Annotated in this window: 24 protein-coding genes; 16 read left to right on the forward strand and 8 right to left on the reverse strand. The window is 53.9% G+C overall.

Annotation, left to right across the window (positions count from 1 at the left end; genetic code table 11):
* Window positions 1-132 precede the first annotated feature (132 nt).
* On the forward strand, window positions 133-387 hold the full coding sequence (locus Y71_RS08680; protein WP_035888848.1) for a YkgJ family cysteine cluster protein: 255 nt from the start codon (window positions 133-135) through the stop codon (window positions 385-387).
* Here the strand turns inward: Y71_RS08680 and setB are convergent.
* Window positions 384-1,565 carry a sugar efflux transporter SetB gene (gene setB, locus Y71_RS08685; protein WP_007371159.1) on the reverse strand — a complete coding sequence of 394 codons (1,182 nt, stop codon included), beginning with the start codon at window positions 1,563-1,565 and terminating at the stop codon, window positions 384-386. The genes Y71_RS08680 and setB overlap by 4 nt on opposite strands.
* A 368-nt stretch (window positions 1,566-1,933) precedes the next feature.
* Between setB and fruB the strand changes: the two genes are divergently transcribed.
* The 3 genes from fruB to fruA are packed head-to-tail and all read left to right on the forward strand — an operon-like array spanning window position 1,934 to window position 5,714.
* On the forward strand, window positions 1,934-3,064 hold the full coding sequence (fruB, locus tag Y71_RS08690; protein ID WP_007371161.1) for a fused PTS fructose transporter subunit IIA/HPr protein: 1,131 nt from the start codon (window positions 1,934-1,936) through the stop codon (window positions 3,062-3,064).
* Window positions 3,065-4,003: a 1-phosphofructokinase gene (gene fruK, locus Y71_RS08695; protein ID WP_007371162.1), complete on the forward strand. Its 939-nt coding sequence runs from the start codon at window positions 3,065-3,067 to the stop codon at window positions 4,001-4,003.
* Between the two features lie 16 nt (window positions 4,004-4,019).
* Window positions 4,020-5,714 (forward strand): PTS fructose transporter subunit IIBC, encoded by a 1,695-nt coding sequence (gene fruA, locus Y71_RS08700; RefSeq protein WP_007371163.1) that lies wholly within the window; start codon window positions 4,020-4,022, stop codon window positions 5,712-5,714.
* A gap of 119 nt (window positions 5,715-5,833) precedes the next feature.
* Here the strand turns inward: fruA and nfo are convergent, their stop codons facing one another.
* Together nfo and Y71_RS08710 are read right to left on the reverse strand one after the other, a co-directional pair.
* Window positions 5,834-6,691, reverse strand: coding sequence for a deoxyribonuclease IV (gene nfo / locus Y71_RS08705; RefSeq protein ID WP_007371164.1), 858 nt, complete (start codon window positions 6,689-6,691; stop codon window positions 5,834-5,836).
* A 72-nt stretch (window positions 6,692-6,763) separates the two neighbouring features.
* Window positions 6,764-7,813 (reverse strand): YeiH family putative sulfate export transporter, encoded by a 1,050-nt coding sequence (locus Y71_RS08710; RefSeq protein ID WP_007371165.1) that lies wholly within the window; start codon window positions 7,811-7,813, stop codon window positions 6,764-6,766.
* 101 nt (window positions 7,814-7,914) lie between these two features.
* Here Y71_RS08710 and yieE point away from each other — a divergent pair, with 101 nt between their 5' ends.
* Complete coding sequence (gene yieE, locus Y71_RS08715) at window positions 7,915-8,781, forward strand: DNA-binding transcriptional regulator YeiE (RefSeq protein ID WP_007371166.1); 867 nt, start codon at window positions 7,915-7,917, stop codon at window positions 8,779-8,781.
* 164 nt (window positions 8,782-8,945) lie between these two features.
* Window positions 8,946-10,415, forward strand: a complete 1,470-nt coding sequence (locus tag Y71_RS08720) for an amino acid permease (protein WP_007371167.1) — start codon at window positions 8,946-8,948, stop codon at window positions 10,413-10,415.
* A 200-nt stretch (window positions 10,416-10,615) separates the two neighbouring features.
* Here Y71_RS08720 and fghA read toward each other — a convergent pair whose 3' ends face one another.
* The gene (gene fghA / locus Y71_RS08725) at window positions 10,616-11,452 is read right to left on the reverse strand and encodes an S-formylglutathione hydrolase (RefSeq protein ID WP_007371168.1); all 837 of its coding nucleotides are present in this window, start codon (window positions 11,450-11,452) and stop codon (window positions 10,616-10,618) included.
* Between the two features lie 146 nt (window positions 11,453-11,598).
* On the opposite strand from fghA, the gene Y71_RS08730 reads away from it, so the two are divergent.
* The 9 genes from Y71_RS08730 to Y71_RS08770 all read left to right on the forward strand — a co-directional run bounded on the left by Y71_RS08730 (window position 11,599) and on the right by Y71_RS08770 (window position 20,844).
* Window positions 11,599-12,726, forward strand: coding sequence for a YbfB/YjiJ family MFS transporter (locus Y71_RS08730; RefSeq protein WP_007371169.1), 1,128 nt, complete (start codon window positions 11,599-11,601; stop codon window positions 12,724-12,726).
* A 125-nt stretch (window positions 12,727-12,851) separates the two neighbouring features.
* Window positions 12,852-13,520: a GTP cyclohydrolase I FolE gene (gene folE / locus Y71_RS08735; RefSeq protein WP_007371170.1), complete on the forward strand. Its 669-nt coding sequence runs from the start codon at window positions 12,852-12,854 to the stop codon at window positions 13,518-13,520.
* Between the two features lie 17 nt (window positions 13,521-13,537).
* Window positions 13,538-14,698, forward strand: coding sequence for a DUF418 domain-containing protein YeiB (yeiB, locus tag Y71_RS08740; RefSeq protein WP_007371171.1), 1,161 nt, complete (start codon window positions 13,538-13,540; stop codon window positions 14,696-14,698).
* A 155-nt stretch (window positions 14,699-14,853) separates the two neighbouring features.
* Window positions 14,854-15,879 (forward strand): HTH-type transcriptional regulator GalS, encoded by a 1,026-nt coding sequence (gene galS / locus Y71_RS08745; protein ID WP_007371172.1) that lies wholly within the window; start codon window positions 14,854-14,856, stop codon window positions 15,877-15,879.
* 296 nt (window positions 15,880-16,175) lie between these two features.
* Window positions 16,176-17,174: a galactose/glucose ABC transporter substrate-binding protein MglB gene (gene mglB, locus Y71_RS08750; RefSeq protein WP_007371173.1), complete on the forward strand. Its 999-nt coding sequence runs from the start codon at window positions 16,176-16,178 to the stop codon at window positions 17,172-17,174.
* A gap of 84 nt (window positions 17,175-17,258) precedes the next feature.
* Entirely contained in the window at window positions 17,259-18,779 is a 1,521-nt protein-coding gene (gene mglA, locus Y71_RS08755) for a galactose/methyl galactoside ABC transporter ATP-binding protein MglA (RefSeq protein ID WP_007371174.1), read from the forward strand.
* 15 nt (window positions 18,780-18,794) lie between these two features.
* The gene (gene mglC, locus Y71_RS08760) at window positions 18,795-19,805 is read left to right on the forward strand and encodes a galactose/methyl galactoside ABC transporter permease MglC (RefSeq protein ID WP_007371175.1); all 1,011 of its coding nucleotides are present in this window, start codon (window positions 18,795-18,797) and stop codon (window positions 19,803-19,805) included.
* 188 nt (window positions 19,806-19,993) lie between these two features.
* Window positions 19,994-20,221, forward strand: coding sequence for a hypothetical protein (locus tag Y71_RS08765; protein WP_007371177.1), 228 nt, complete (start codon window positions 19,994-19,996; stop codon window positions 20,219-20,221).
* Window positions 20,222-20,418: 197 nt separating this feature from the next.
* A complete protein-coding gene (locus Y71_RS08770) occupies window positions 20,419-20,844 on the forward strand; it encodes a hypothetical protein (RefSeq protein ID WP_007371178.1) in 426 nt (141 codons plus the stop codon).
* Window positions 20,845-20,850: 6 nt separating this feature from the next.
* On the opposite strand, the gene sanA is transcribed toward Y71_RS08770, so the two are convergent.
* The 4 genes from sanA to Y71_RS08790 all read right to left on the reverse strand — a co-directional run bounded on the left by sanA (window position 20,851) and on the right by Y71_RS08790 (window position 23,801).
* The gene (gene sanA / locus Y71_RS08775) at window positions 20,851-21,570 is read right to left on the reverse strand and encodes an outer membrane permeability protein SanA (protein WP_007371179.1); all 720 of its coding nucleotides are present in this window, start codon (window positions 21,568-21,570) and stop codon (window positions 20,851-20,853) included.
* A 125-nt stretch (window positions 21,571-21,695) separates the two neighbouring features.
* Window positions 21,696-22,580, reverse strand: coding sequence for a cytidine deaminase (gene cdd, locus Y71_RS08780; protein ID WP_007371180.1), 885 nt, complete (start codon window positions 22,578-22,580; stop codon window positions 21,696-21,698).
* A gap of 130 nt (window positions 22,581-22,710) precedes the next feature.
* Complete coding sequence (locus Y71_RS08785; RefSeq protein ID WP_007371181.1) at window positions 22,711-23,406, reverse strand: CidB/LrgB family autolysis modulator; 696 nt, start codon at window positions 23,404-23,406, stop codon at window positions 22,711-22,713.
* Window positions 23,403-23,801, reverse strand: coding sequence for a CidA/LrgA family protein (locus Y71_RS08790; RefSeq protein WP_007371182.1), 399 nt, complete (start codon window positions 23,799-23,801; stop codon window positions 23,403-23,405). The genes Y71_RS08785 and Y71_RS08790 overlap by 4 nt, the downstream gene beginning before the upstream one ends.
* Before the next feature lie 230 nt (window positions 23,802-24,031).
* On the opposite strand from Y71_RS08790, the gene dusC reads away from it, so the two are divergent.
* Window positions 24,032-24,979: a tRNA dihydrouridine(16) synthase DusC gene (dusC, locus tag Y71_RS08795; RefSeq protein WP_007371183.1), complete on the forward strand. Its 948-nt coding sequence runs from the start codon at window positions 24,032-24,034 to the stop codon at window positions 24,977-24,979.
* Window positions 24,980-25,205 lie beyond the last annotated feature (226 nt).

The raw sequence follows: 25,205 nt of genomic DNA on the forward strand, positions 1-25,205 counted from the left end.
AATATCGCGACAAACTACTCGCGCGGCGGATTCCAGGCAAGCGGAATCTGAGTTTTGCCTTTGGGCTGCAAAAGATGGTAGTTTGCGCCCTGTACGCGCCAGCCCGGCGCGCCGTCAAAAAAGAGAGCCACTATGCAATGCCGCCCGGACTGTGGAGCGTGTTGTACCGCACCGTCCATCTCCAGCCCAATCCCCGGCATGCCCAATGGTAAACCGGCCAACACTCCCTGCGTCCAGCTGGATGAACAGCAGCGTTGCAAAATCTTCGCTTCGCCGCTGCGCCCAAAAGTGTGCGCCGGGTTGCAGCCGGGCCGCGATATGTGCGGCTCGAATCGCGCTGATGCGATGGTTTACCTGCTCGATTTAGAACGCCAGACGGCGCCCTAAATATCTTTAATACGCGTCAGACAGAGCTGGGTTATCAGCGTCATCGCCAGCGCAATCCAGAACACCGTGTGATAGTCCCAGATTTCTGCCACCACGCCTGCCAGAGAGCCGGCAATAATCCAGCCGACACGCGTGGTATTAGTATAAAGGGTGGTGGCTGAACCCGCCTGACCAGGCATCAGATCCTGGAAATAGAGCATGCCAATCCCGGCGAGAATGCCGATATAAATAGCGTTCAGCACTTGTAAAGCTAACAGGAGGGCTGGCGTATGCACCGTCAGCATCCCGACATAGAAAAAGATCCCGGCAACCGCGCTGACGCGCATTAAAAAACGTTTACCAAAACGCTTCGCATAGTAACCCGCAATCAGCATGGTCGGGATTTCCAGCCCGGCGGCAGTGCCCATCATCACCCCTGCCAGTTTCTCCGACAGATGCAATTCATCAATAATAAACAGCGGCATATTAATGATATACAGGCTATTAGTGCCCCACATCAGCGTGCAAATTACGAACAACAAAAGTGTATCGCGGCGATGCGTGCGCGGTGCTTCCAGCACGGCCGAATTCAGTTTGGGTTCTTTGCGCATCGTGGGCAAAAACAGCCACACCATGGCGCCACAGACAATAAACGCAGCGCCAGCGCAGAGATACATCACCGTAAAACCAAAGCCCATTGCCAGCGCGTAAGCGATCGGCGGACCAATCACCCATGCCAGCGAGACCTGCGCACGCAGGATGGAGCTGAACATCACAGCCTCGCGACCAGTATGATCCGCATGTTCACGCGCCAGAGCAAAAAGCTGCGGGTTGGAGGTGGAACCAAAACTGCTGAGGAACACGCCGACAAACAGCAGAACAAAGTAGTTGCGGTTCCAGGCGAAAAGCACGCAGGCCAACATGCCCAGCAGGCAGCAGAACACAATCAGCGACTTCCGATCGCCCTTGCGATCGGAACGTCCGGCAAGAAACTGGCTGACCAGAATGCCAATCACCGCGCTGCCGGTAAAAAAGAAACCAACCATCGCCGGGCGGACTTGCACTTCGTTGGTTAAAAACAGGCTGAGCGTGGGGGTTTGCAGGGCACCGGCAATGCCGGTCAGGAACGCGACAATCAGGAACGCCGTCGATGTAAAATCAAACGTGCCGGGTCTGGCGGCGGCGGGAGAGTTTTGCATTTTTCATGAGATCCAATAGTGAGACGCGGAGTTTACGCCGTTGCGCTAAAAAAGCACAGCCTGCTAAGCAACATTTGCCACGAAAAATCAAAACGCCATTTCAAATCATTCTCATCAAAGCTGAATGAAGCTGAAACTTCGGTGCTGAAATTCAAATCCACTTCAGCAAATTCGCTTAACGCGATGATGAAATGTGCAGTAGCTCTAAATTCTGCAACGCAAATTCAGAGATTTCTTGATTGCTGGAGTAAAAAGGTGAAGATTCCATGAAACGTTTCAGCGTCATCGCGTAATATCTGAACCAGAGTGATGGCGCCTTATTTCTCAAGTTAGCTGAAACGATTCAATATCAGCGAGAGAGGGGTTACATGTTCCAGTTATCCGTTCAGGACATCCATCCGGGCCAGCAGGCCGGTAATAAAGAAGAGGCTATCCGCCAGATCGCAGCAGCGCTGGCAGCAGCAGGCAATGTAGCTGATGGCTACGTCAATGGCATGCTGGCGCGCGAGCTGCAAACCTCCACCTATCTTGGCAATGGTATTGCCATTCCGCACGGCACGACCGACACGCGCGACCAGGTGCTGAAAACCGGCGTCAAAGTGTTCCAGTTCCCGCAGGGCATTCTGTGGAGCGAGGGCCAGGTTGCCTACGTTGCTATCGGGATTGCTGCAAGTTCCGATGAGCACCTCGGCCTGCTGCGTCAGCTGACGCATGTGTTGAGCGATGATGACGTCGCTGCGCAACTGCAATCCGCCACCACGGCTGAAGAGCTGCGTGCTCTGCTGATGGGCGAGAAACAGAGCGAGGCGCTGAAGCTGGATAACGACACCTTAACCCTTGATGTTGCAGCAAGCGATCTGCTGACACTGCAGGCGCTGAATGCGGCGCGTCTGAAAGAAGCCGGTGCGGTTGACGCGGCTTATGTTACGCGTGCGATTAATGAGAAACCGCTGAACCTTGGTCAGGGCATCTGGCTGAACGATAGCGCAGAAGGCAATTTGCTGAGCGCCGTGGCGATAAGCCGCGCGGAAACCCCGTTCGACGTCGAAGGTGAGCAAGCTGCGCTGCTGGTCAGCGTTGCAATGGCTGATGAGCAGCCTGTTGCCGTGCTGAAGCGCCTGAGCGATCTGCTGTTAGAAAACAAAGCTGACAGCTTGCTGAATGCTGATGCGGCCACGCTGCTGGCGCTGCTGACCAGCGATGATGCGCTGGTTGGCGATGTGCTGAGCGATGAGTTTGTGGTGCGTAACGAGCACGGCCTGCACGCCCGTCCGGGCACCATGCTGGTCAACACCATCAAGCAATTTACCAGCGAAATCACCGTGACGAACCTCGACGGCACCGGTAAACCGGCAAACGGCCGTAGCCTGATGAAAGTTGTCGCGCTGGGCGTGAAAAAAGGGCATCGCCTGCGTTTCACGGCGCAGGGCAGTGATGCTGAACAGGCGCTGAAAGCGATAGGCGAAGCCATCGCTGCCGGTCTTGGGGAGGGCGCGTAAATGAGCAGACGTGTTGCCACTATTACCCTGAACCCGGCCTATGATCTGGTGGGGTTCACCCCGGAAATTGAACGCGGCGAAGTGAACCTGGTCCGCACTACCGGCCTGCATGCGGCGGGTAAAGGGATCAACGTTGCGAAGGTACTGAAAGATCTTGGCATTGACGTGACCGTTGGCGGGTTCCTTGGTAAGGATAACCAGGATGGTTTTCAGCAACTGTTCAGCGAGTTGGGTATTGCCAACCGTTTCCAGGTGGTTGCCGGACGTACCCGCATTAACGTGAAGCTGACGGAAAAAGACGGTGAAGTGACCGATTTCAATTTCTCCGGCTTTGAAGTGACTCCGGCTGACTGGGAGCGTTTTGTCAACGACTCACTGACCTGGCTGGGTCAGTTCGACATGGTCTGCGTCAGCGGCAGCCTGCCATCCGGCGTTAGCCCGGAAGCCTTTACCGACTGGATGACGCGCCTGCGCAGCCAGTGCCCGTGCATTATTTTCGATAGCAGCCGTGATGCGCTGGTGGCTGGCCTGAAAGCCGCGCCGTGGTTGGTAAAACCAAACCGCCGCGAGCTGGAAATCTGGGCGGGCCGCAAATTACCTGAATTGAAGGATGTTATTGAAGCCGCTCACGCGCTTCGCGAACAGGGGATCGCCCACGTGGTGATCTCGCTGGGCGCAGAAGGGGCTCTGTGGGTTAACGCTTCAGGGGAATGGATTGCCAAACCGCCGTCAATGGAAGTGGTAAGCACCGTTGGCGCAGGGGATTCAATGGTTGGCGGCCTGATTTATGGCTTGCTGATGCGTGAGTCCAGTGAACATACATTACGCCTGGCTACCGCTGTTGCTGCACTGGCGGTTAGTCAGAGTAACGTAGGTATTACCGACCGTACCCAGTTAGCCGCGATGATGGCGCGAGTTGACTTAAAACCCTTTAACTAACAGCAGGAGAGGCATAATGAAAACGCTGCTGATTATTGACTCCGAACTCGGACAGGCCCGCGCCTATATGGCGAAGACCTTACTGGGTGCGGCGGCGCAGAAAGCAAATCTGCAATTCATCGAAAACCCTGGCGAAGCGGAACTGGCGATTGTGCTGGGTAGTCAACTGCCAAACGACAGTGCGCTCAGCGGGAAAAAAGTGTGGCTGGGCGATATCAATCGTGCAGTGGCACACCCGGATCTGTTCCTCAGCGAAGCGAAAAACCATGCCGCGCTTTACACTGCGCCGACAGCGGTAGCGGCTGCGCCAGTTGCCAGCAATGGCCCGAAACGCATCGTTGCGGTTACCGCATGCCCGACCGGCGTGGCGCACACCTTTATGGCCGCAGAAGCCATTGAAACCGAAGCAAAAAAACGCGGCTGGTGGGTGAAAGTGGAAACGCGTGGTTCCGTGGGTGCAGGCAATGCCATCACGCCGGAAGAGGTGGCACAAGCCGATCTGGTCGTGGTTGCCGCCGATATTGAAGTTGACCTGGCAAAATTTGCGGGTAAACCGATGTACCGCACCACAACGGGTCTGGCGCTGAAGAAAACGGCTCAGGAGCTAGATAAAGCCGTCGCGGAAGCGAAGCCTTATCAACCGTCAGGTCAGGCTCAGTCCGAAAGTTCGGAAGGGAAAAAAGAGGGCGCGGGCGCTTATCGTCACCTGCTGACCGGCGTCTCTTATATGCTGCCGATGGTGGTCGCGGGTGGCTTGCTGATCGCACTCTCCTTCGCTTTCGGTATCACCGCGTTTAAAGAAGAAGGCACGCTGGCGGCTGCGCTGATGAAAATCGGTGGTGGTTCGGCATTCGCGCTGATGGTGCCAGTACTGGCGGGTTTCATCGCCTTTTCTATCGCTGACCGTCCGGGCCTGACGCCGGGTCTGATTGGCGGGATGCTGGCGGTAAGCACCGGTTCCGGTTTTATCGGTGGTATTATCGCCGGTTTCCTCGCCGGTTATCTGGCAAAAGCCATCAGTAAAGGTCTGAAGCTGCCACCGAGTATGGAAGCGCTGAAACCGATTCTGATCATTCCGTTGTTCTCCAGCCTGATTGTCGGTCTGGCGATGATTTACCTGATCGGTACGCCGGTTGCGAAAATCCTGGCCGGTCTGACTTCCTGGCTGCAAACCATGGGCACGGCAAACGCTGTTCTGCTGGGCGCAATCCTCGGCGGTATGATGTGTACCGACATGGGCGGCCCGGTGAACAAAGCGGCTTATGCGTTTGGGGTGGGTCTGTTGAGTACTCAGACTTACGCGCCGATGGCAGCCATTATGGCGGCCGGTATGGTTCCGCCGCTGGCAATGGGCTTAGCAACGCTGGTTGCGCGTAACAAGTTCGATAAAGGTCAACGTGAAGGTGGTAAAGCGGCGCTGGTTCTCGGCCTGTGCTTTATCTCTGAAGGGGCTATCCCGTTCGCGGCTCGTGATCCGATGCGTGTGATCCCGTGCTGTATCGCCGGTGGTGCGCTGACAGGTGCTATCTCAATGGCGATTGGTGCAAAACTGATGGCACCGCACGGTGGTCTGTTTGTACTGCTGATCCCGGGTGCGATTACGCCGGTTCTCGGTTACCTGCTCTCCATCGTTGCCGGTACGCTGCTGACAGGTCTGGTGTATGCCTTCCTGAAACGTCCGGAAACGGAAGTGGTTGCGAAAGTTGCATAAAACGTAATGAGTAAAAAAGGCCGCTAAGCGGCCTTTTTTTATGGCGTAATTTGCTGTCGCCAACTGGCAACGCTGATAAGCGAAACGCCATCAGACAATGGGGCGTCCCGCAGCACGATTTATGCCGCGGCGTCAGCGTCTTGTTGCGCTTTCAGCCAGGCAATCTCTTCCGCCCAGATATCCGGGTTGACGGTTTCGAGGATCAGCGGAATGCCATCGAAACGCTCATCGCGCATAATCCAGCGAAACGCATCGTGGCCGATATTACCTTCACCAAGGCTGTGGTGGCGGTCAACGCGGCTGCCAAATGCGCTTTTCGCATCGTTCAGGTGCATACCGCGCAGATATTTGAAGCCAACCACACGCTCAAATTCAGCAAATGTTTCTGCCGTTGCCTGCTCCGTACGCAGATCGTAACCTGCGGCAAAAGCGTGGCAGGTATCAATGCAGACGCCGACGCGGGATTTATCTTCCACGCCATCAATAATCGCCGCCAGATGTTCAAACTTAAACCCAAGATTACTGCCCTGGCCCGCAGTGTTCTCAATCACCGCAGTTACCCCTTCGGTTTGCGCCAGCGCGATATTGATGGATTCGGCGATACGCGCCAGGCACTCGTCCTCCGGGATCTGCATCAGATGGCTGCCAGGATGGAAGTTCAGCAACGTCAGTCCCAGTTGCTGACAACGCGTCAGCTCGTCCACAAAGGCCTCGCGGGATTTTTCCAGCGCGTCGGCCACCGGATGTCCGAGGTTAATCAGGTAACTGTCATGCGGCAGGATCTGTGCGGGCGTGTAGTGATATTTTTCGCAGGCGGCTTTGAATTCGTCGATGGCCTCCGTGCTCAGCGGCGCGGCACGCCACTGGCGCTGGTTCTTGGTAAACAGCGCAAAAGCCGTTGCCTCGATTTCAGCGGCGCGGACGGCGGCATTCGCTACGCCGCCCGAGGCGCTCACATGCGCACCAATGTATTTCATAAAAACTCCTGTTAAAACCCGCCAGGGGAAAACGTCAATAATAGCGGGTCTCCAGGGCTGGCATGTAGTGGTTTATGCCATCAGGTGATGAACGGCCAGATTAATCGCGCCGCCGCCGACAATCAGCCAGACAAACAGCAGTAATCCCATTACCAGCGGTTTCGCACCGGCATTCTTCAGCGCGCTGATGTGCGTGGTCAGCCCCAGCGCCGCCATTGCCATCGCCAGCAGCAGAGTATCCAGCGTGTTCAACGCATTCACTGCGGAAGAGGGCAGCAGGTGGAACGAGTTAAACACCGCTACCGCGATAAAGCCAAGTGCAAACCACGGGATCGTCAGCTTACTTTTTTCTGCGCCTGCCTGCGGGCTGAGTTGTTTGATGCGTGCCGCCAGCAGTAATAAGAAGGGAGCCAGCATCATGACGCGCAGCATTTTGGCAATCACTGCCGCGTTTTCAGCATCGGGGCTGATGGCATGCCCGGCGGCAACCACTTGCGCCACTTCATGCACGGTAGAGCCAATCCAGATGCCATAGGTTTCCGGGCTGAACCACTGACCCAGCAGCGGATAAAGTGCAGGGTAAATAAAGATCGCCAGCGTACCGAAGATCACCACGGTCGCTACGGCAACGGTGACTTTACTGGCCTCGGCCTTGACCACCGGCTCTGTTGCCAGCACGGCGGCGGCCCCGCAAATACTGCTACCAGCGCCAATCAACCAACTGGTTTTTTTATCCAGCCCAAAGACTTTTTGCCCAAGGAAGCAGGCCAGCAAAAAGGTGCTGGAGAGGGTCAACGTATCAATGGCAATCCCGCTTACGCCGACATCAGCAATTTGCGAAAACGTCAGGCGAAAACCATACAGAATAATGCCAAGCCGCAGCAGATGCTGTTTGGCAAACAGTACACCGCTGTCGCATTGCGTATGCAGGGCAGGGTAGAGCGTGTTGCCGATAACCATACCGATAAGGATCGCCAGCGTCAGGGCGCTTAATCCCATACCTGCTACCGACGGGATAGCGCCAAGCCACAGGGCGAGCCCCGTAATGAAACCGCTGAGTAACAGGCCGGGGATAAAACGCCAGGCCGGATGACGGTGAGTCTGTAGTGTGATTTCAGTCATAACCTTCTCCTTTTGCTGGATAAAAGGGTAAGGCTCGCTGGCTTAAAGGTAAAATTGATTATATATTTATAATCAATCTTTATAAGTGGTAAGTAACCTCTATGCATATAACGTTGCGTCAGTTGGAAGTCTTCGCCGAAGTGCTGAAAAGCGGCTCCACCACACAGGCTTCGCAGATGCTGGCGCTCTCCCAGTCGGCGGTGAGTGCTGCGCTTACCGATCTGGAAGGGCAGCTTGGCGTGCAACTGTTTGACCGCGTCGGTAAGCGGCTGGTGGTGAACGAACACGGGCGACTGCTCTATCCGCGTGCGCTGGCAGCGCTGGAGCAGGCAACGGAAATTGAGCAGTTGTTTCGCGAAGATAACGGTGCCATCCGCGTTTTTGCCAGCAGTACCATCGGTAACTACATTCTGCCGGAAGTGATTGCCCGCTACCGTCGCGATTTCCCCGATTTACCGCTGGAGCTGAGCGTCGGCAATAGCCAGGATGTGATCAATGCGGTAGCCGATTTCCGCGTGGATATCGGTCTGATTGAAGGCCCGTGCCACACCGCGGAGATTATTGCCGAACCGTGGCTGGAGGATGAACTGGTGGTTTTCGCGCCGCCTTCCTCGCCGTTATTGCAGGGGCCGGTTACGCTGGAGCAACTGGCTGCCGCGCCGTGGATCCTGCGTGAACGTGGTTCGGGTACGCGGGAACTTGTGGATTATTTACTGCTGTCGCACTTGCCGCAGTTTCATCTCGGCATGGAGTTGGGCAACTCGGAAGCCATCAAACATGCGGTACGTCACGGGCTGGGCATTAGTTGCCTGTCGCGCCGCGTGATTGCCGAACAACTGGAAAGCGGTTCGCTGGTGGAGGTGCCCATTCCGTTGCCGCGCCTGGTACGCACGCTGTGGCGCATCCATCATCGCCAGAAACACCTCTCCAGCGCATTACAGCGCTTTATTAGCTATTGCTCTCTCTGATGACAGCGAGCCTGCCGACAGGCTCGCAACATCAACCATTCACTGCTTTACTTATAATTCGCCGCCTATCATGAAGCTCTCTAATATGACGTGTTTTATACCGGAAGGGGGGCGTTTCGTTTGCTACAATCGCGCCTCATTTTTTGGATGGATAGCATTTTCTTATGGTTTCCGAAATTAAAACCACAGAAGCGCCCACGCTTCGTCGTGAACTTAAGGCGCGTCATTTGACGATGATCGCCATTGGCGGTTCCATTGGTACGGGTTTGTTTGTCGCATCAGGGGCGACCATTTCTTCAGCTGGTCCTGGCGGGGCGCTGTTCTCCTATATTCTGATCGGCCTGATGGTCTATTTCCTGATGACCAGCCTCGGCGAACTCGCCGCTTATATGCCAGTTTCGGGTTCATTCTCCACTTATGGTCAAAAATACGTTGAAGAAGGCTTTGGCTTCGCGCTGGGCTGGAACTACTGGTACAACTGGGCGGTCACCATTGCCGTTGACCTTGTGGCCTCGCAACTGGTGATGACCTGGTGGTTCCCGGATACGCCTGGCTGGATCTGGAGTGCGCTGTTCCTGGCGGTGATCTTCCTGCTTAACTACATCTCAGTAAAAGGCTTTGGTGAAGCTGAATACTGGTTCTCGCTGATCAAAGTCGCCACGGTCATTATCTTTATCGTGGTTGGCGTGATGATGATCGTCGGTATCTTCCAGGGCGATAAACCGGCGGGCTGGAGCAACTGGACGATTGGCGATGCGCCATTTGCCGGTGGTTTTTCGGCGATGATTGGCGTGGCGATGATTGTCGGCTTCTCCTTCCAGGGCACCGAACTGATTGGTATTGCGGCGGGCGAATCTGAAAATCCTGAGAAAAACATTCCGCGCGCGGTGCGCCAGGTGTTCTGGCGTATTCTGCTGTTCTATGTATTTGCCATCCTGATTATCAGCCTGATCATTCCATATACCGATCCCAGCCTGCTGCGTAATGATGTAAAAGACATCAGCGTCAGCCCGTTCACGCTGGTGTTCGAACATGCTGGTTTGCTCTCTGCGGCGGCGGTAATGAATGCGGTGATCCTGACGGCGGTGCTTTCTGCGGGTAACTCCGGTATGTACGCTTCTACGCGTATGCTTTATACCCTGGCTTGCGACGGCAAAGCGCCGCGTATTTTCGCCAAACTGTCGAAGGGCGGCGTGCCGCGTAACGCGCTGTATGCCACTACGGTGATCGCCGGGCTGTGCTTCCTGACCTCGATGTTCGGCAATCAGACCGTTTACCTGTGGCTGCTGAACACCTCCGGGATGACCGGCTTTATCGCCTGGCTCGGTATCGCGATCAGCCATTACCGCTTCCGTCGCGGTTACGTAGCGCAGGGGCACTCGCTGAATGATCTGCCATACCGTTCCGGCTTCTTCCCACTTGGGCCGATCTTTGCCTTCGTGCTCTGTCTGATCATCACCCTCGGGCAGAATTATCAGGCGTTTCTCGCCGACTCCATCGACTGGGGCGCGGTTGCGGCTACTTATATTGGTATCCCGCTGTTCCTGGTGATTTGGCTTGGTTACAAATGGACCAAAGGCACCCGTTTCGTACGCTATAGTGAAATGGAGTTCCCGGAACGCCTTAGCAAATAAATTCACTCTTTTAGCCCTCGTTATGAGGGCTTTTTTTTGCCTGTCAAAAGTTCTCGCCCGCCAGTGTCAGCGTGGTTAAGCAAGAAGATCTGCAACACAAGCTGGTACAAAATCTCAAAGATGGTCTCCGCGACTTTATTGCCGTCGATTACCGTTTCTGACAGGAAAAGCCCCGACAGCAGTTAGCGCCGGGGTTGCCGTTATTTCAGCAAATGCTGGGCATGGAAGCGCAGATGATCTTCAATAAAGGAGGCAATAAAGAAGTAGCTGTGATCGTAACCGGACTGGATACGCAGCGTCAGCGGCCAGCTTTTCTGCCGCGCCACTTCCGCCAGCCGTGCCGGTTGCAGTTGATCGGCAAGGAACTGATCGTTATCGCCCTGATCGATAAGCGTCGGGATCGCATCGGCCTCTGTGCTTTCCAGCATCAGCGCGCAGCTATCCCACTCACGCCACAACGCGGCATCATCGCCCAGATACGCCGTGAACGCTTTCTGTCCCCACGGTACCTGCAACGGATTAACAATCGGCGCAAACGCTGACACGCTGGTATAACGCCCCGGATTTTTCAGCGCCATTATCAATGCGCCATGGCCGCCCATTGAATGGCCGCTAATGGCGCAACGCGGGCCGACGTTAAATTCCGCCTGGATCAGCGCCGGTAACTCGTCACGCAGATAATCATACATCCGGTAGTGCGCTGCCCACGGTTGTTGCGTGGCATTGAGGTAGAAGCCTGCGCCTTTGCCCAGATCGTAGCCGTCAACGTCGGGCACTGCATCGCCGCGCGGGCTGGTATCCGGCATCACCAGCACAATTCCCAGTTCTGCCGCGACACGCTGTGCGCCCGCTTTGGTGGTGAAGTTTTCATCATTACAGGTCAGGCCGGAGAGCCAGAACAGCACCGGCGGCGGCGTTACACTGCGCGGCGGTGGTAAAAAGATGCTAAAGGTCATTGAACAGTTGAGTACGGCGGAGTCGTGACGCCAGCGCTGTTGCCAGCCTTCGAAACAGCGGTGCTCTTCGAGCATTTCCATGCGGGGCTCCTCAGGTATTCATGGTTAAAAATAAGTAACATCCTGGTATCATACAGATTATTCCCTTAGCTGAGTAACTTTCACTTTCGCCTCCATTTAACCTGTTGCATCATAAATACAACTTATTATTAACATTTGGAGAGGCGATGGCGCAGCGAGTAGCGTTCTGCGGCTTTATTGTGCTGGTGGTGGCGATGGGGATTGGCCGCTTTGCGTTTACCCCGCAGGTGCCGTTGATGATCCGCGACGGGCAGCTCACGCTGACCAGCGCCGGGCTGGTTGCCGCCATTAACTACCTTGGTTATCTGCTTGGCGCCTGGGATGCGATGCGCGCCCAGCGGCATATCGAGCTGCGCCTGTGGCTTGGTATCTGCGGCGCGGTTGCGCTGACGTTTCTCTCTGCTATAGCGGATAACGTGCTGGTTCACGGTGTGTTACGGCTGGTGATTGGCGCGATGAGCGGCTGGGCGATGGTGTTGATCGCTGCCTGGAGTAATGAGCGGCTGGCGCATGCTGGTAAGCCGGGATTGAGCGCGGCAGTGTTTGCCGGCCCCGGCGCGGGGATTGCCATCAGCGGCCTGCTGGCGGTGGCGATTCAGGCGAAAGGCTTAAGTGCGGCTTCCGCCTGGCAGGTGTATGGCGTACTGGCATTGCTGCTGGTGGCGCTGATCGCCCGCTATCTGCCGCGCCCTGGCGAGTGGCACCGTGTCGGAACACAACCGCAGCCGCTGCAACTGACGGCAAATCTGAAACGGCTGGTGTGGAGCTACAGCCTTGCCGGATTCGGTTATATTCTTCCCGCGACGTTTCTGTCGCAAATGGCTGCGCTGCGTTTTCCCGGCAGCCTTTTCGCGCAGTTTGTCTGGCCGGTATTCGGTGCGGCCGCGGTGGTGGGGATTGCGCTCGGTATCCTGCTGCGTCATGTGGGACACAGCCACCAACGGCTGGCGATCGTGCTGTGGTTGCAGGGCGCTGGCGTGCTGGCCGCCTGGTTGCTGCCTGGCATGAGCGGGCTGGTGTGCGGTGCGTTACTGGTCGGCGGCGGGTTTCTCTGCGCGGTACAGCTTTCGTTATTGTATGGGCGAGAGCTTGCACCCGATCACACACGTTATATGGCCGGACTGCTGACCACCGGCTATGCCGTGGGGCAACTGGTTGGCCCGATGACGTCGGCGCTCTCCACCTGGCTGACGCATCGCCTTGAACCAGCGCTCGGTGTGGCGGCGATTGCGCTGCTGATCGGCGGCGTACTGGTATGGAAACGTAGCGCCTGAAAGGCAATAACGATTTCTATAATTATCACGACCAGGGCTGGATTATGTGCGCGACCTCACGCACAATGTTCGCTCACTTCGCCGTAACTGGCGAAGCATGCCACACCTGCAGGAGAAAAAATAATATGTCATCACTCAGTAAAGAAGCGGCGCTCGTTCACGAGGCTCTGGTCGCCCGCGGCCTGGAAACACCGCTGCGCCCCCCGGTGCGCGAAATGGATAACGAAACCCGTAAGCGTCTTATTTCCGGGCATATGACCGAGATTATGCAGCTACTTAATCTCGATCTGAATGATGACAGCCTGATGGAAACGCCGCATCGCATCGCCAAAATGTATGTCGATGAAATTTTCTCCGGCCTCGATTACGCCAATTTCCCGAAAATCACTGTCATTGAGAACAAAATGAAGGTGGATGAAATGGTGACGGTGCGTGATATCACGCTGACCAGCACCTGCGAGCACCATTTTGTGACTATCGATGGCAAAGCGACGGTGGCCTACATTCCGAAAGAGTCGGTCATTGGTCTGTCGAAAATCAACCGTATCGTGCAGTTTTTCGCCCAGCGCCCGCAGGTGCAGGAGCGTTTAACGCAGCAGATCCTGACGGCGCTGCAAACGCTGCTGGGTACCAACAATGTCGCAGTATCCATTGATGCTGTGCATTATTGCGTTAAAGCACGCGGCATTCGTGATGCCACCAGTGCCACTACCACCACCTCGCTCGGCGGGCTGTTTAAGTCCAGCCAGAATACCCGCCAGGAGTTCCTGCGCGCCGTACGCCACAGCAACTGATTCGCCGGGAGCCAGACATGGAGAGAAATGTCACGCTGGATTTTGTTCGTGGCATCGCCATTCTTGGTATTCTGCTGCTGAATATTACCGCCTTCGGTTTGCCGAAGGCGGCCTACCTGAATCCCGCCTGGTATGGCGACATCACGCAGCGCGATGCCTGGACATGGGCGCTGCTCGATCTGTTCGCTCAGGTGAAATTTCTCTCGCTGTTCGCCATTCTGTTCGGCGCAGGGCTGCAAATGTTGCTGCCGCGCGGTAAACGCTGGATCCAGTCGCGCCTGACGCTTCTGGTTATTCTCGGGTTTCTACATGGCCTCTTTTTCTGGGATGGCGATATTCTGCTGGCCTACGGGCTAGTAGGGCTGATTGCCTGGCGGATGATCCGCGACGCGCACAGCGTGAAGACGATGTTCAATACCGGCGTGGTGCTGTATCTGATTGGTATCGCCGTACTGCTGTTGCTGGGTGCCATTTCGGGCAGTACGCCTAACCGCTCCTGGCTGCCGGATGCCGCCAATGTGCAGTATGAAATGTGGTGGAAAACCAGCGGCAGCTTTACGGAGGCGCTCAGTAACCGCGCGGATATGCTGTCGAATACGCTGCTGGCGCTGGGGGCGCAATACGGCTGGCAACTGGCCGGCATGATGCTGCTGGGGGCGGCTCTGATGCGTAGCGGCTGGCTGAGAGGGCAGTTCACTCTTCGTCACTACCGGCGCGTTGGCGCACTGCTGATTGGGCTTGGTATGTTGATCAACATTCCGTCCATTGTTGCGCAGTGGCAGCTTGGCTGGTCCTACCGTTGGTGCGCTTTCTTTTTACAGGCGCCGCGAGAACTTGGCGGCCCGATGCAGGCGATTGGCTATGCCGCGCTGGCGTGGGGGTTCTGGCCGCAAATCTGCGGCAGTAAACTGGTGAGCGCGATTGCCTGCGTTGGCAGAATGGCGCTGAGTAACTATCTGCTGCAAACCCTGATCTGCACCACGCTGTTTAATCATCTTGGTCTGTTTATGAAGTTTAACCGTTTGCAACTGCTGGCGTTTGTGCCGGTGGTATGGGCGGTCAACATCCTCTTCTCCGTATTCTGGCTTAAACATTTCCGCCAGGGGCCCCTGGAGTGGTTGTGGCGGCAATTAACCGCTCGTGCTTCAGGGACATCATTAGAACGCACATCCAGATAACGATCCCGATCACAATCATTAACAAAATGGATGTAACCGTTTCCATTCATGTGAAGTCACTCACGTAGCGTTCCCGCACCGACTGCCAGAATAGCCTCCTTACTTAACCCAGGGGGTGAGTGTGAACAGCCGCAATCCAGAAAAGGTGGGTGAAAATGATCACCATTCGTGACGTTGCCCGTCATGCGGGCGTCTCCGTCGCGACGGTTTCCCGCGTGCTGAATAATAGCGCGCTGGTAAGCCAGGATACGCGTGAGACGGTGATGAAAACGGTCGCCCAGCTTGGTTACCGCCCGAATGCCAACGCGCAGGCGCTGGCCACGCAGGTGAGCGATACCATCGGCGTGGTGGTGATGGATGTCTCGGATGCCTTCTTCGGCGCGCTGGTCAAAGCGGTGGATACCGTCGCGCAGCAGCACGATAAATATGTGCTGATCGGCAACAGTTACCATGAAGCCGAAAAGGAGCGCCACTCTATCGAAGTGCTGATCCGCCAGCGCTGTAACGCCCTGATTGTTCACTCGAAAGCGTTGAGCGATGAGGAGCTGGCAGGCTTTATGGAGCAGGTTCCGGGCATGGTGCTGATCAACCGGTTAGTACCAGGATATGCCCACCGCTGCGTCTGCCTTGATAACGTCAGCGGGGCGGTAATGGCAACCCGCATGTTGCTGAATAATGGTCATCAGCGCATCGGCTATCTGGCGTCCAGTCACCATATTGAAGACAACGATCTGCGCCGTGACGGCTGGTTCCGTGCGCTGGAAGAGCAGGGGATTGTGGCGCCGGATAGCTGGGTTGGCACTGGTTCGCCGGATATGCAGGGCGGGGAAGCGGCAATGGTTGAGCTGCTTGGTCGCAATCTGCAACTCACCGCTGTCTTTGCCTACAACGACAGCATGGCAGCAGGGGCGTTGACGGCGCTGAAAGATAACGGCATTGCGGTGCCGCAGCATTTATCATTGATTGGCTTCGATGATATTCCCATCGCCCGTTACACCGATCCGCAACTGACGACTGTGCGCTATCCGGTGGCGTCAATGGCGCGCCTTGCTACTGAGCTGGCGCTGCTGGGAGCCGCAGGGAAGCTGGATCTGCAGGCGTCGCACTGCTTTATGCCTACGCTGGTGCGCCGCCACTCTGTTGCCGCCCGGCAAACTGTGGCACCGATCACTAACTTATAACATCGGGTGATGTAACCGTTTTCAATCTGTGAGTAAATTCACAGTATCTTAACAACGCGCTGACTATGATGTCAGCGTCTTAGAAGCTGAAACACGATGTAACGGTGATTATTCACTTTAACTACGGGTAATTGCTTTGATACATCGAAGAAATCGAACTTCTGGAGCGTTACCGAACACGGACGAGTGGAATTTTTTAGAGTGAACTTCGGTCGACCGTAACGTTTTAGTAACATTCCGGCCTGCCGAGCATTATTCATAAGAACTACCCTGCATATAAAAAAACCGGAGATACCATGAATAAGAAGGTGTTGACCCTTTCTGCTGTTATGGCAAGCATGCTTTTTGGCGCAGCCGCACACGCAGCCGATACCCGAATTGGTGTGACCATTTATAAGTATGACGACAACTTCATGTCTGTTGTGCGTAAAGCAATTGAGAAAGATGCCAAAGCAGCGCCGGATGTTCAGTTGCTGATGAACGACTCCCAGAACGACCAGTCAAAACAGAATGATCAGATCGACGTTCTGCTGGCGAAGGGCGTGAAAGCGCTGGCCATCAACCTGGTTGACCCGGCGGCAGCGGGCACGGTAATTGAAAAAGCGCGCGGCCAGAACGTTCCGGTTGTTTTCTTCAACAAAGAGCCTTCCCGTAAAGCGCTGGATAGCTACGACAAAGCCTACTATGTGGGGACTGACTCTAAAGAATCCGGCGTGATTCAGGGCGACCTGATTGCGAAACATTGGGCCGCTAACCCGGCATGGGACCTGAACAAAGACGGTCAAATCCAGTACGTACTGCTGAAAGGTGAACCGGGCCATCCGGATGCGGAAGCGCGTACCACGTACGTTATCAAAGAGCTGAACGACAAAGGTATCAAAACGCAGCAGCTGGCGCTGGATACCGCAATGTGGGATACCGCTCAGGCGAAAGATAAAATGGACGCCTGGCTCTCCGGCCCGAATGCAAACAAAATTGAAGTGGTTATCGCTAACAACGATGCGATGGCAATGGGCGCAGTTGAAGCACTGAAAGCACACAACAAGTCCTCCATCCCGGTCTTCGGCGTCGATGCGCTGCCAGAAGCACTGGCGCTGGTGAAATCCGGTGCGATGGCCGGTACGGTGCTGAACGATGCCAACAACCAGGCGAAAGCAAGCTTTGATCTGGCGAAAAACCTCGCTGAAGGTAAAGGCGCCGCTGATGGCACCAACTGGAAAATCGACAATAAAATTGTTCGTATCCCTTACGTTGGTGTAGATAAAGACAACCTGGCTGAAATTGCCGGTAAATAATATTTAAGTAAGCATGTTCTCATTGGGCGTATTAATTAATACGCCCATTAATAATACGATATGCCAGGCCAACAAGGTATAATTATGGTCAGCAATAATACTCAGTCGTCAGGTGAATTCTTGTTGGAAATGAGCAATATCAACAAGTCTTTTCCAGGCGTAAAGGCACTCGATAATGTCAATTTAAAAGTCCGTCCACATTCCATTCATGCATTAATGGGTGAAAACGGCGCAGGTAAATCAACATTATTAAAATGTCTTTTTGGGATCTATCAAAAAGATTCCGGTAGCATTCTTTTTCAGGGACAAGAGATCGATTTCCATTCCGCGAAAGAAGCGCTGGAAAATGGTATTTCGATGGTTCACCAGGAACTTAACCTGGTGCTGCAACGTTCCGTGATGGACAATATGTGGCTGGGTCGTTACCCGACCAAAGGTATGTTTGTCGATCAGGAAAAAATGTACCGCGATACCAAAGCCATTTTTGATGAGCTGGATATTGATATTGATCCACGGGCGCGTGTGGGAACATTGTCTGTTTCACAAATGCAGATGATTGAAATTGCGAAAGCATTCTCCTATAACGCCAAAATCGTTATTATGGATGAACCAACTTCGTCTCTGACTGAAAAAGAAGTCAATCATCTTTTTAAAATTATCCGCAAGCTGAAAGAACGCGGCTGCGGTATTGTTTATATCTCCCATAAAATGGAAGAGATATTTCAGTTGTGTGATGAAATAACCGTCCTGCGCGATGGCCAGTGGATTGCCACTCAGCCGCTGGAAGGGCTGGATATGGATAAGATCATCGCCATGATGGTCGGACGTTCTCTGAACCAGCGCTTCCCGGATAAACAGAACACACCAGGGGAAACCATTCTTGAAGTGCGTAATCTGACCTCGTTGCGCCAGCCCTCCATTCGCGATATCAGCTTTGATTTGCGCAAAGGGGAAATTCTCGGCATTGCCGGGCTGGTAGGGGCGAAACGTACCGACATTGTTGAAACCCTATTCGGCATTCGCGAGAAATCATCCGGGACCATTAAGCTGCATGGCAAACCGATTAATAATCACAACGCCAATGAAGCGATTAATAATGGCTTCGCGCTGGTGACCGAAGAGCGCCGTTCTACCGGTATTTATGCTTACCTTGATATCGGTTTTAACTCATTGATTTCTAATATTCAAAACTATAAAAACAAAGTTGGCTTACTGGATAATAGCCGCATGAAGAGTGATACCCAGTGGGTTATCGACTCGATGCGTGTGAAAACGCCAGGACACCGCACACAAATTGGTTCGTTATCCGGTGGTAACCAGCAGAAGGTTATTATTGGCCGCTGGTTATTAACTCAGCCGGAAATTTTAATGCTCGATGAGCCGACCCGCGGTATTGATGTTGGTGCGAAATTTGAAATCTACCAACTGATTGCCGAACTGGCCAAGAAAAATAAGGGGATTATTATTATTTCCTCTGAAATGCCTGAGTTGTTAGGCATCACTGACCGTATTCTGGTAATGAGCAATGGCCTCGTCTCCGGGATTGTTGATACTAAAACGACAACGCAAAACGAAATTCTCCGTCTTGCGTCTTTGCACCTTTAAGATCAGGGGCTCCTCATGAGTGCGTTAAATAAGAAAACTTTTCTCACTTATCTGAAAGACGGCGGTATTTACGTTGTTCTTTTAGTGTTACTGGCCATTATCATTTTTCAGGATCCCACTTTCTTAAGTCTGCTGAACTTAAGTAATATTCTGACCCAATCTTCAGTGCGTATTATTATTGCGCTGGGTGTGGCGGGCTTAATCGTTACTCAGGGTACTGACCTTTCCGCAGGGCGCCAGGTTGGGCTTGCCGCGGTGGTGGCGGCAACCTTGTTGCAGTCGATGGAAAACGTCAACAAAGTCTTCCCGGATATGGCGACCATGCCGATTCCGGTGGTGATTCTGATTGTCTGCGCAATCGGCGCGGTGATTGGTCTGGTGAACGGTATCGTGATTGCGTACCTTAACGTGACGCCGTTTATTACCACGCTCGGTACGATGATCATCGTTTACGGTATCAACTCCCTGTACTACGACTTCGTTGGCGCGTCGCCCATTTCTGGCTTCGACAGCGGCTTCTCGACCTTTACGCAGGGCTTTGTCGCGCTGGGCAGCTTCCGTCTGTCGTACATCACCTTCTATGCGTTGATTGCTGTCGCCTTTGTCTGGGTTCTGTGGAATAAAACCCGCTTTGGCAAAAATATTTTCGCCATCGGCGGTAACCCGGAAGCGGCGAAAGTCTCGGGCGTTAACGTTGCGCTGAACCTGCTGATGATTTATGCCCTTTCCGGTGTGTTCTACGCGTTCGGTGGGATGCTGGAAGCCGGTCGTATCGGTTCCGCGACCAACAACCTCGGCTTCATGTATGAGCTGGATGCGATCGCCGCGTGCGTGGTGGGCGGCGTCTCCTTCAGCGGCGGCGTGGGTACGGTTATCGGTGTGGTAACGGGTGTTATTATCTTCACCGTTATCAACTACGGCCTGACCTATATCGGTATCAACCCGTACTGGCAGTATATTATCAAGGGCGGAATCATCATTTTCGCCGTAGCGCTGGACTCATTAAAATACGCACGTAAGAAATAATTCAGATATGCTTATCAAGCCCGCTTCCCGTAGCGGGCTTTTTTTTGCCTTTTTTCACCGTGTTATAGATTTTTCTTACTGAAAATAGCGCCTGATGACCACAAAAAAACTTCATGACAACTGACTTGTTAAATTTTTCATTTCAATGCTACGCTGAATTAAGACACAGCGTTTATAAGGAGATTGAGATGAACAGCGCAGGTGTATTTCCCGCATTCCCCGTCACTGGCTGGCAGGTTGGGGCAGTAGATAACGCGCACGGCGTGGTGATGAAGTTTGGCTACAGCACATCGCCAGCCGGGCCGGGCGCATCGGTGTTTGATTCGCAGTTCTTTGATTTATCCCCCGAGCAGGTCAGAAGCCTGATTTACGACCTGGAACGTTGTTTACATCAGTGCGAGGACAAAGTGGCCTGATAGTGTTATTCAACTGCCATCTGCGGTGTCTTACTAAACATATCATCGGGATGGCAGACCATTATTTCCCAAATTACACAACCGCTTATTCCCCTCCGTATAATAATTAAGTCAATTCTGAATGCCTTCATCTGCATGGCTATTTACGCTTAAAGGAATGAATCTGTGAAAGTTGTATACGCAGCTCAGGGGCGCTTATGAATTTTGTGTATTTTAAAGTTGATAGTTTACCGTACGAAAAAAATCACCAGACCAGTTTCTATTTAAAAGGCGTAGAGTTATTGCGCGATGGCGATATTATTGCCACCCCTGGTGATATTAAAATTACCGCGTTACCGTTCTTCTATTTTTGTATTGTGCCAACGGGGTTTCGCAAAATAGAATTCCGTTTAAAAAATAGTCCACCGGCGCGAATCGTATGCAGTGTGGGTTATCTGAAGACCGGTGAATATCTGGTTGATACGCCTGAAGGGGAGGTGATTTTACCATTCAACGCGCTGAACGGATTATGGACGCTGGATCGCATGGCGCAGACCACTATTGACCACCGCGATTTTCTCGCGCGTCGTTTTACACTGATCCGTCCGGTGAAAAATACGACCCGCAACACATCAGTGAATTAAACGCGCTCAGTTTTTCGCTTTCTTCTGCAATTCCATCAACTGCCCGGCGGTGACTGCCGGATAGCCCTGCGCATCGTCGGGAACCTCCTGCATTGATGGAATCGGCACCAGCGGGCCGAGGAAGCGCGGCTCGCGTTTGAAGAGATAGAGATCGGCGATGGTGCCCAGCCGGGCGCCAAACTCGCGCACCCGCACGCTCCACATATCTTTTGGTGAAGGCACGGCATAACATTGCGCCTGAATCCCCATATGCTGCGCGATAAACAGTGCGCGCTCACAGTGGAAGCGCTGCGTAATAATGATGAAATCGTTAGTGTCGAAGACCTTACGCGTGCGGACAATGGAGTCCAGCGTGCGGAAACCGGCATAGTCGAGCACGATGTCTGCCGGATCGACGCCTGCGGCAATCAAATCTTTACGCATAGTGACCGGTTCGTTGTAGCTTTGCAGCGCATTATCGCCGCTCAGCAGCAGGTAGTTGACCTTGCCGCTGTTGTAGGCGTTCAATGCGCCCTGAATCCGGTAGCGGTAATACTGATTGATGACGCCGGTGCGGTAATATTTTGCCGTTCCAAGCACCACGCCAACCTGACGCCAGGGGAGATCCTGCAAATCGTCATAAATATAGGGGGCGGTTTTCCAGCTCATCCAGCGATCAAGGCCAAGCGCAGTTAACAGCAGTAAGCCGATCAGGACTAACAGGCTGTAGAAAAAACGCTTTAGCATGCAGCAGACTCAGTACAGGAGTGAAATTTAACTCAGGCTACTTTACCCGTCTGGCAAGCGCAAGAAACAGAAGCTCAACTGCGGGCTTTTTCATCACTGCGGGTTTTGCCCGCAGTGTGAGGAGATCAGGCGAGTTGCAGGCGTTCTATCTGATGACAGCCAATGGTGCGCAGCGTGGCGGCGGTGGCATCCCACTGGGTTAGTGGCGCATCAGCACGTTCTGCCAGCACGGCCCGTTCAATATCGGCGTAATCATAACCGTTAAGGCTCAGCAGGTTCAGCGCGCTTTGTAACGGCGGCAGCGACGGGTTGAAGGCAGCATTTTCGGCATAACGACCGCTGAAAATCTGCCCGTCACGACACAAAATGGCCACGCCGGCAGGGGAGTTGGTATACGGCGCGTGGCTCTGATTCGCTGCGTTAATTGCCGCCTGCGCCAGTTCATCGCCGTCCGGCAGGAAACCGTGATCGGCGTTATCCATCAGCAGCGTTTTGATCTCCAGATCTTTCGGACCAAACGCATCCGGCAGGTAATGACCCAGCGTATGCGGCGCGCGACCCGGCAGATGAATATGCAGATCCAGCCCGCTGTTGAGCTCATTCATAAATTGACGACAGTGACCACACGGCGTGTAGTTCACCGTCACGGCGGAGAGGGATTTTTCACCGCGTAGCCAGGCATGGCTGATGGCGCTTTGCTCGGCGTGCACAGATTGTTGCAGGGTGCTGCCAGCAAACTCCATATTCGCGCCGAAATACCACGTACCGCTGATACCGCGCGCGATGGCACCAACATTGAAATGAGAGAGATCGGTACGGGCGCATGCTGCGGCCAGCGGCAGCAGCGCAAACGCCAGCGCGTCTTCATTCAGACCGCTGGCACGTTGCAATGTTGCCACCTGCTCTGCGCTCAACATCGCGGGGAAGTGCGCATCAGCCAGCAGCGGTGCCAGCGCGGTTTGCAGGTTCTCCGTAAGCCCGGAAAAAGCAGTGTGAAAACGTGGATGCATAGCAGTGCCTCATAGCAGTGTATTGGAATCGTAGTTTACGGGGCGGAATTACCCTTATGTGTGATTAAAATCACACTGCCATTGCAACTTATGTAACCACCAGCGATAAATGCGCGAAGTATCGCAAATTTTAACCGACGACAGCCAGAATGATTGGGAACAAAAATGGCGCGACCAGGGAGGTAATGATCCCGCAAATAACCAGCGCCAGGGAGCTGAACGCTCCTTCCTGGTAATCCAGCTCTGCGCAGCGCGCGGTGCCCAGCGCATGTGACGCGGTTCCCATCGCCAGCCCACGGGCGGATTTGGTATGAATATGCATTGCATTCAGCAGGGTATGACCGAATACCGCGCCCAGCACACCGACAAAAATCACGCAAACGGCGCTGATTGCCGGAATACCGCCAATGCTGCCGCCTACGGCCATCGCAATAGGAGTGGTGACCGATTTCGGTAATACCGATGCAGCGATTTGCGGTGTCGCGCCCATCAATAAAGCAATAACGGCGCCGCTGGTCATTGCAACCACGCTGCCGACAAAACAGATGGTGATGATCGATTTCCAGCGCGCGCGGATCTGGTGTAGCTGTTCATAGAGCGGAAAAGCCAGCGCGACTACTGCCGGTTGCAGCAGATCGTTCAGAACTTTGCTGCCCTGAAAATAGTGATCGTAGGGGATGCCGGTGATTAAGAGAATGGGGATAATCACGATCATTGCCACCAGCAGTGGATTCAGCAACGGCATTTTGAAACGTGCGGCCAGCTTACGCGCGGCAAAAAAGACCACCAGCGTCAGGGGCAACGACCACCAGATATACGTCATCATTCTTTGCTACCTTTTTGTCCTGCTACTTTGCGTTCGCCGTGTACCAGATGCGTACTCCAGCTCACCACCAAAAAGACAATTACCGTGCTGACGGCACAGGAAACAATAATCGGCCCGAACTGCGCCCGCAGCAGGTCGTAATACTGCATCACCCCCACGCCAATCGGGACGAACAGCAGCGCCATATAGCGGATTAGCAGGAAGCAGCCAGGATTGACCCACTTCGCCGGAAGGATTTGCAGCGCCAGCAGCACAAACATAATCAGCATGCCAATAATGCTGCCAGGAATCGTGATTGGCAGTAGCGAAGAGAGCCAGATACCTGCATAAAGACAGGCATAGATAAGCACGAAAGCACGAAGATATTGCCAGATAATATTCAATGATTTACTCATGGTGAAAGCCCTTGCTGAAACGCATTCATCATACAATTAAAGCTTAAAACGTGCTACTGATCACATCATGAATTATGAGCATACCAAACATTCCATTTGTGAACGTCAGGCATTCTTACAAGATTTGCCGTGTGAACCTCGCTCAGTGTAGTTTTCCCGCGTAATAAAGGCACTTTCCTCGCTGCAACGGAGGCGCTACTATGTCGCCTCATTTTTTCCCGGGGTGGTCTATGCGTGTATTACTGGCGCCGATGGAAGGTGTGCTCGATTCGCTGGTGCGCGAGCTGCTGACCGAGGTTAACGATTACGATCTGTGCATTACCGAGTTTTTGCGCGTGGTCGATCAACTGCTGCCGGTAAAATCATTCCATAAAATCTGCCCGGAGTTGCAGCGGCAAAGCCGCACCGCTTCCGGCACGCTGGTACGTGTTCAACTGCTGGGGCAATACCCGCAATGGCTGGCGGAAAATGCCGCGCGGGCGGTGGAACTCGGTTCATGGGGCGTTGATCTGAATTGCGGCTGTCCATCTAAACTGGTCAATGGCAGCGGCGGCGGCGCAACGTTACTGAAAGATCCTGAGCTGATTTATCGCGGCGCGAAAGCGATGCGCGAGGCAGTGCCGTCGCATTTACCCGTTACTGTTAAAGTGCGTCTCGGCTGGGATAGCTCCGCCCGGCAGTTTGAGATTGCCGATGCGGTACAGCAGGCGGGCGCGACGGAACTGGCGGTACACGGGCGCACCAAAGAAGACGGTTATAAAGCAGAGTGTATTAACTGGCAGGCCATTGGGGAGATCCGGCAGCGGTTATCGATCCCGGTGATTGCCAACGGCGAGATCTGGGACTGGCAAAGCGCCCAGGATTGTATGGCAGCCACCGGCTGCGATGCGGTGATGATCGGTCGCGGCGCGCTGAATGTGCCAAATCTGAGCCGGGTGGTGAAATACAACGAACCACGCATGCCGTGGCCTGATGTGGTGGCGCTGCTGGCGAAATATTCGCGGCTGGAAAAGCAGGGCGATACCGGTTTGTATCATGTGGCGCGTATTAAACAGTGGCTGGGTTATTTGCGCAAAGAATATAATGAAGCCAGTGATTTATTCGCTGAAATTCGTACCTATAAAACGTCGGAAGAGATAGCGGTGGCAATTTCACGTGTTAAGCTGAATCCAGAATAATGTAATAATTACGCCAGCACTCGATTTCTGCGTTAGCTGAATCACGTTTTTTCTTTATTCATAAAATAGCCGCTGGATTATTTAAAAGCAGAGTGCTATTTCTGTTTGCACAACGTCAGGATTGTTACTGTTATACAGGCAAAACCTAAATTTACAGGGTTCGTTATGGCGAATTCCGAATTTAGGTTTTTTGTTTTTATCTGGCGTGTTAATTGAACGACTAAAT

Origin of the sequence: Kosakonia radicincitans DSM 16656 (genome assembly GCF_000280495.2) — a bacterium.
Lineage (GTDB): Bacteria > Pseudomonadota > Gammaproteobacteria > Enterobacterales > Enterobacteriaceae > Kosakonia > Kosakonia radicincitans.

Bases quoted from the DNA above. Each gene is read 5' to 3' on its own strand.
- yieE (WP_007371166.1), top strand. From the start codon at position 7,915: ATGCATATAACGTTGCGTCAGTTGGAAGTCTTCGCCGAAGTGCTGAAA.
- Y71_RS08680 (WP_035888848.1), top strand. From the start codon at position 133: ATGCAATGCCGCCCGGACTGTGGAGCGTGTTGTACCGCACCGTCCATC.
- sanA (WP_007371179.1), bottom strand. From the start codon at position 21,570: ATGCTAAAGCGTTTTTTCTACAGCCTGTTAGTCCTGATCGGCTTACTG.
- Y71_RS08720 (WP_007371167.1), top strand. From the start codon at position 8,946: ATGGTTTCCGAAATTAAAACCACAGAAGCGCCCACGCTTCGTCGTGAA.
- galS (WP_007371172.1), top strand. From the start codon at position 14,854: ATGATCACCATTCGTGACGTTGCCCGTCATGCGGGCGTCTCCGTCGCG.
- nfo (WP_007371164.1), bottom strand. From the start codon at position 6,691: ATGAAATACATTGGTGCGCATGTGAGCGCCTCGGGCGGCGTAGCGAAT.
- dusC (WP_007371183.1), top strand. From the start codon at position 24,032: ATGCGTGTATTACTGGCGCCGATGGAAGGTGTGCTCGATTCGCTGGTG.
- folE (WP_007371170.1), top strand. From the start codon at position 12,852: ATGTCATCACTCAGTAAAGAAGCGGCGCTCGTTCACGAGGCTCTGGTC.
- fruB (WP_007371161.1), top strand. From the start codon at position 1,934: ATGTTCCAGTTATCCGTTCAGGACATCCATCCGGGCCAGCAGGCCGGT.
- mglC (WP_007371175.1), top strand. From the start codon at position 18,795: ATGAGTGCGTTAAATAAGAAAACTTTTCTCACTTATCTGAAAGACGGC.
- cdd (WP_007371180.1), bottom strand. From the start codon at position 22,580: ATGCATCCACGTTTTCACACTGCTTTTTCCGGGCTTACGGAGAACCTG.
- Y71_RS08730 (WP_007371169.1), top strand. From the start codon at position 11,599: ATGGCGCAGCGAGTAGCGTTCTGCGGCTTTATTGTGCTGGTGGTGGCG.
- Y71_RS08710 (WP_007371165.1), bottom strand. From the start codon at position 7,813: ATGACTGAAATCACACTACAGACTCACCGTCATCCGGCCTGGCGTTTT.
- Y71_RS08785 (WP_007371181.1), bottom strand. From the start codon at position 23,406: ATGATGACGTATATCTGGTGGTCGTTGCCCCTGACGCTGGTGGTCTTT.
- fruK (WP_007371162.1), top strand. From the start codon at position 3,065: ATGAGCAGACGTGTTGCCACTATTACCCTGAACCCGGCCTATGATCTG.
- yeiB (WP_007371171.1), top strand. From the start codon at position 13,538: ATGGAGAGAAATGTCACGCTGGATTTTGTTCGTGGCATCGCCATTCTT.
- fghA (WP_007371168.1), bottom strand. From the start codon at position 11,452: ATGGAAATGCTCGAAGAGCACCGCTGTTTCGAAGGCTGGCAACAGCGC.
- fruA (WP_007371163.1), top strand. From the start codon at position 4,020: ATGAAAACGCTGCTGATTATTGACTCCGAACTCGGACAGGCCCGCGCC.
- mglA (WP_007371174.1), top strand. From the start codon at position 17,259: ATGGTCAGCAATAATACTCAGTCGTCAGGTGAATTCTTGTTGGAAATG.
- mglB (WP_007371173.1), top strand. From the start codon at position 16,176: ATGAATAAGAAGGTGTTGACCCTTTCTGCTGTTATGGCAAGCATGCTT.
- setB (WP_007371159.1), bottom strand. From the start codon at position 1,565: ATGCAAAACTCTCCCGCCGCCGCCAGACCCGGCACGTTTGATTTTACA.
- Y71_RS08765 (WP_007371177.1), top strand. From the start codon at position 19,994: ATGAACAGCGCAGGTGTATTTCCCGCATTCCCCGTCACTGGCTGGCAG.
- Y71_RS08770 (WP_007371178.1), top strand. From the start codon at position 20,419: ATGAATTTTGTGTATTTTAAAGTTGATAGTTTACCGTACGAAAAAAAT.
- Y71_RS08790 (WP_007371182.1), bottom strand. From the start codon at position 23,801: ATGAGTAAATCATTGAATATTATCTGGCAATATCTTCGTGCTTTCGTG.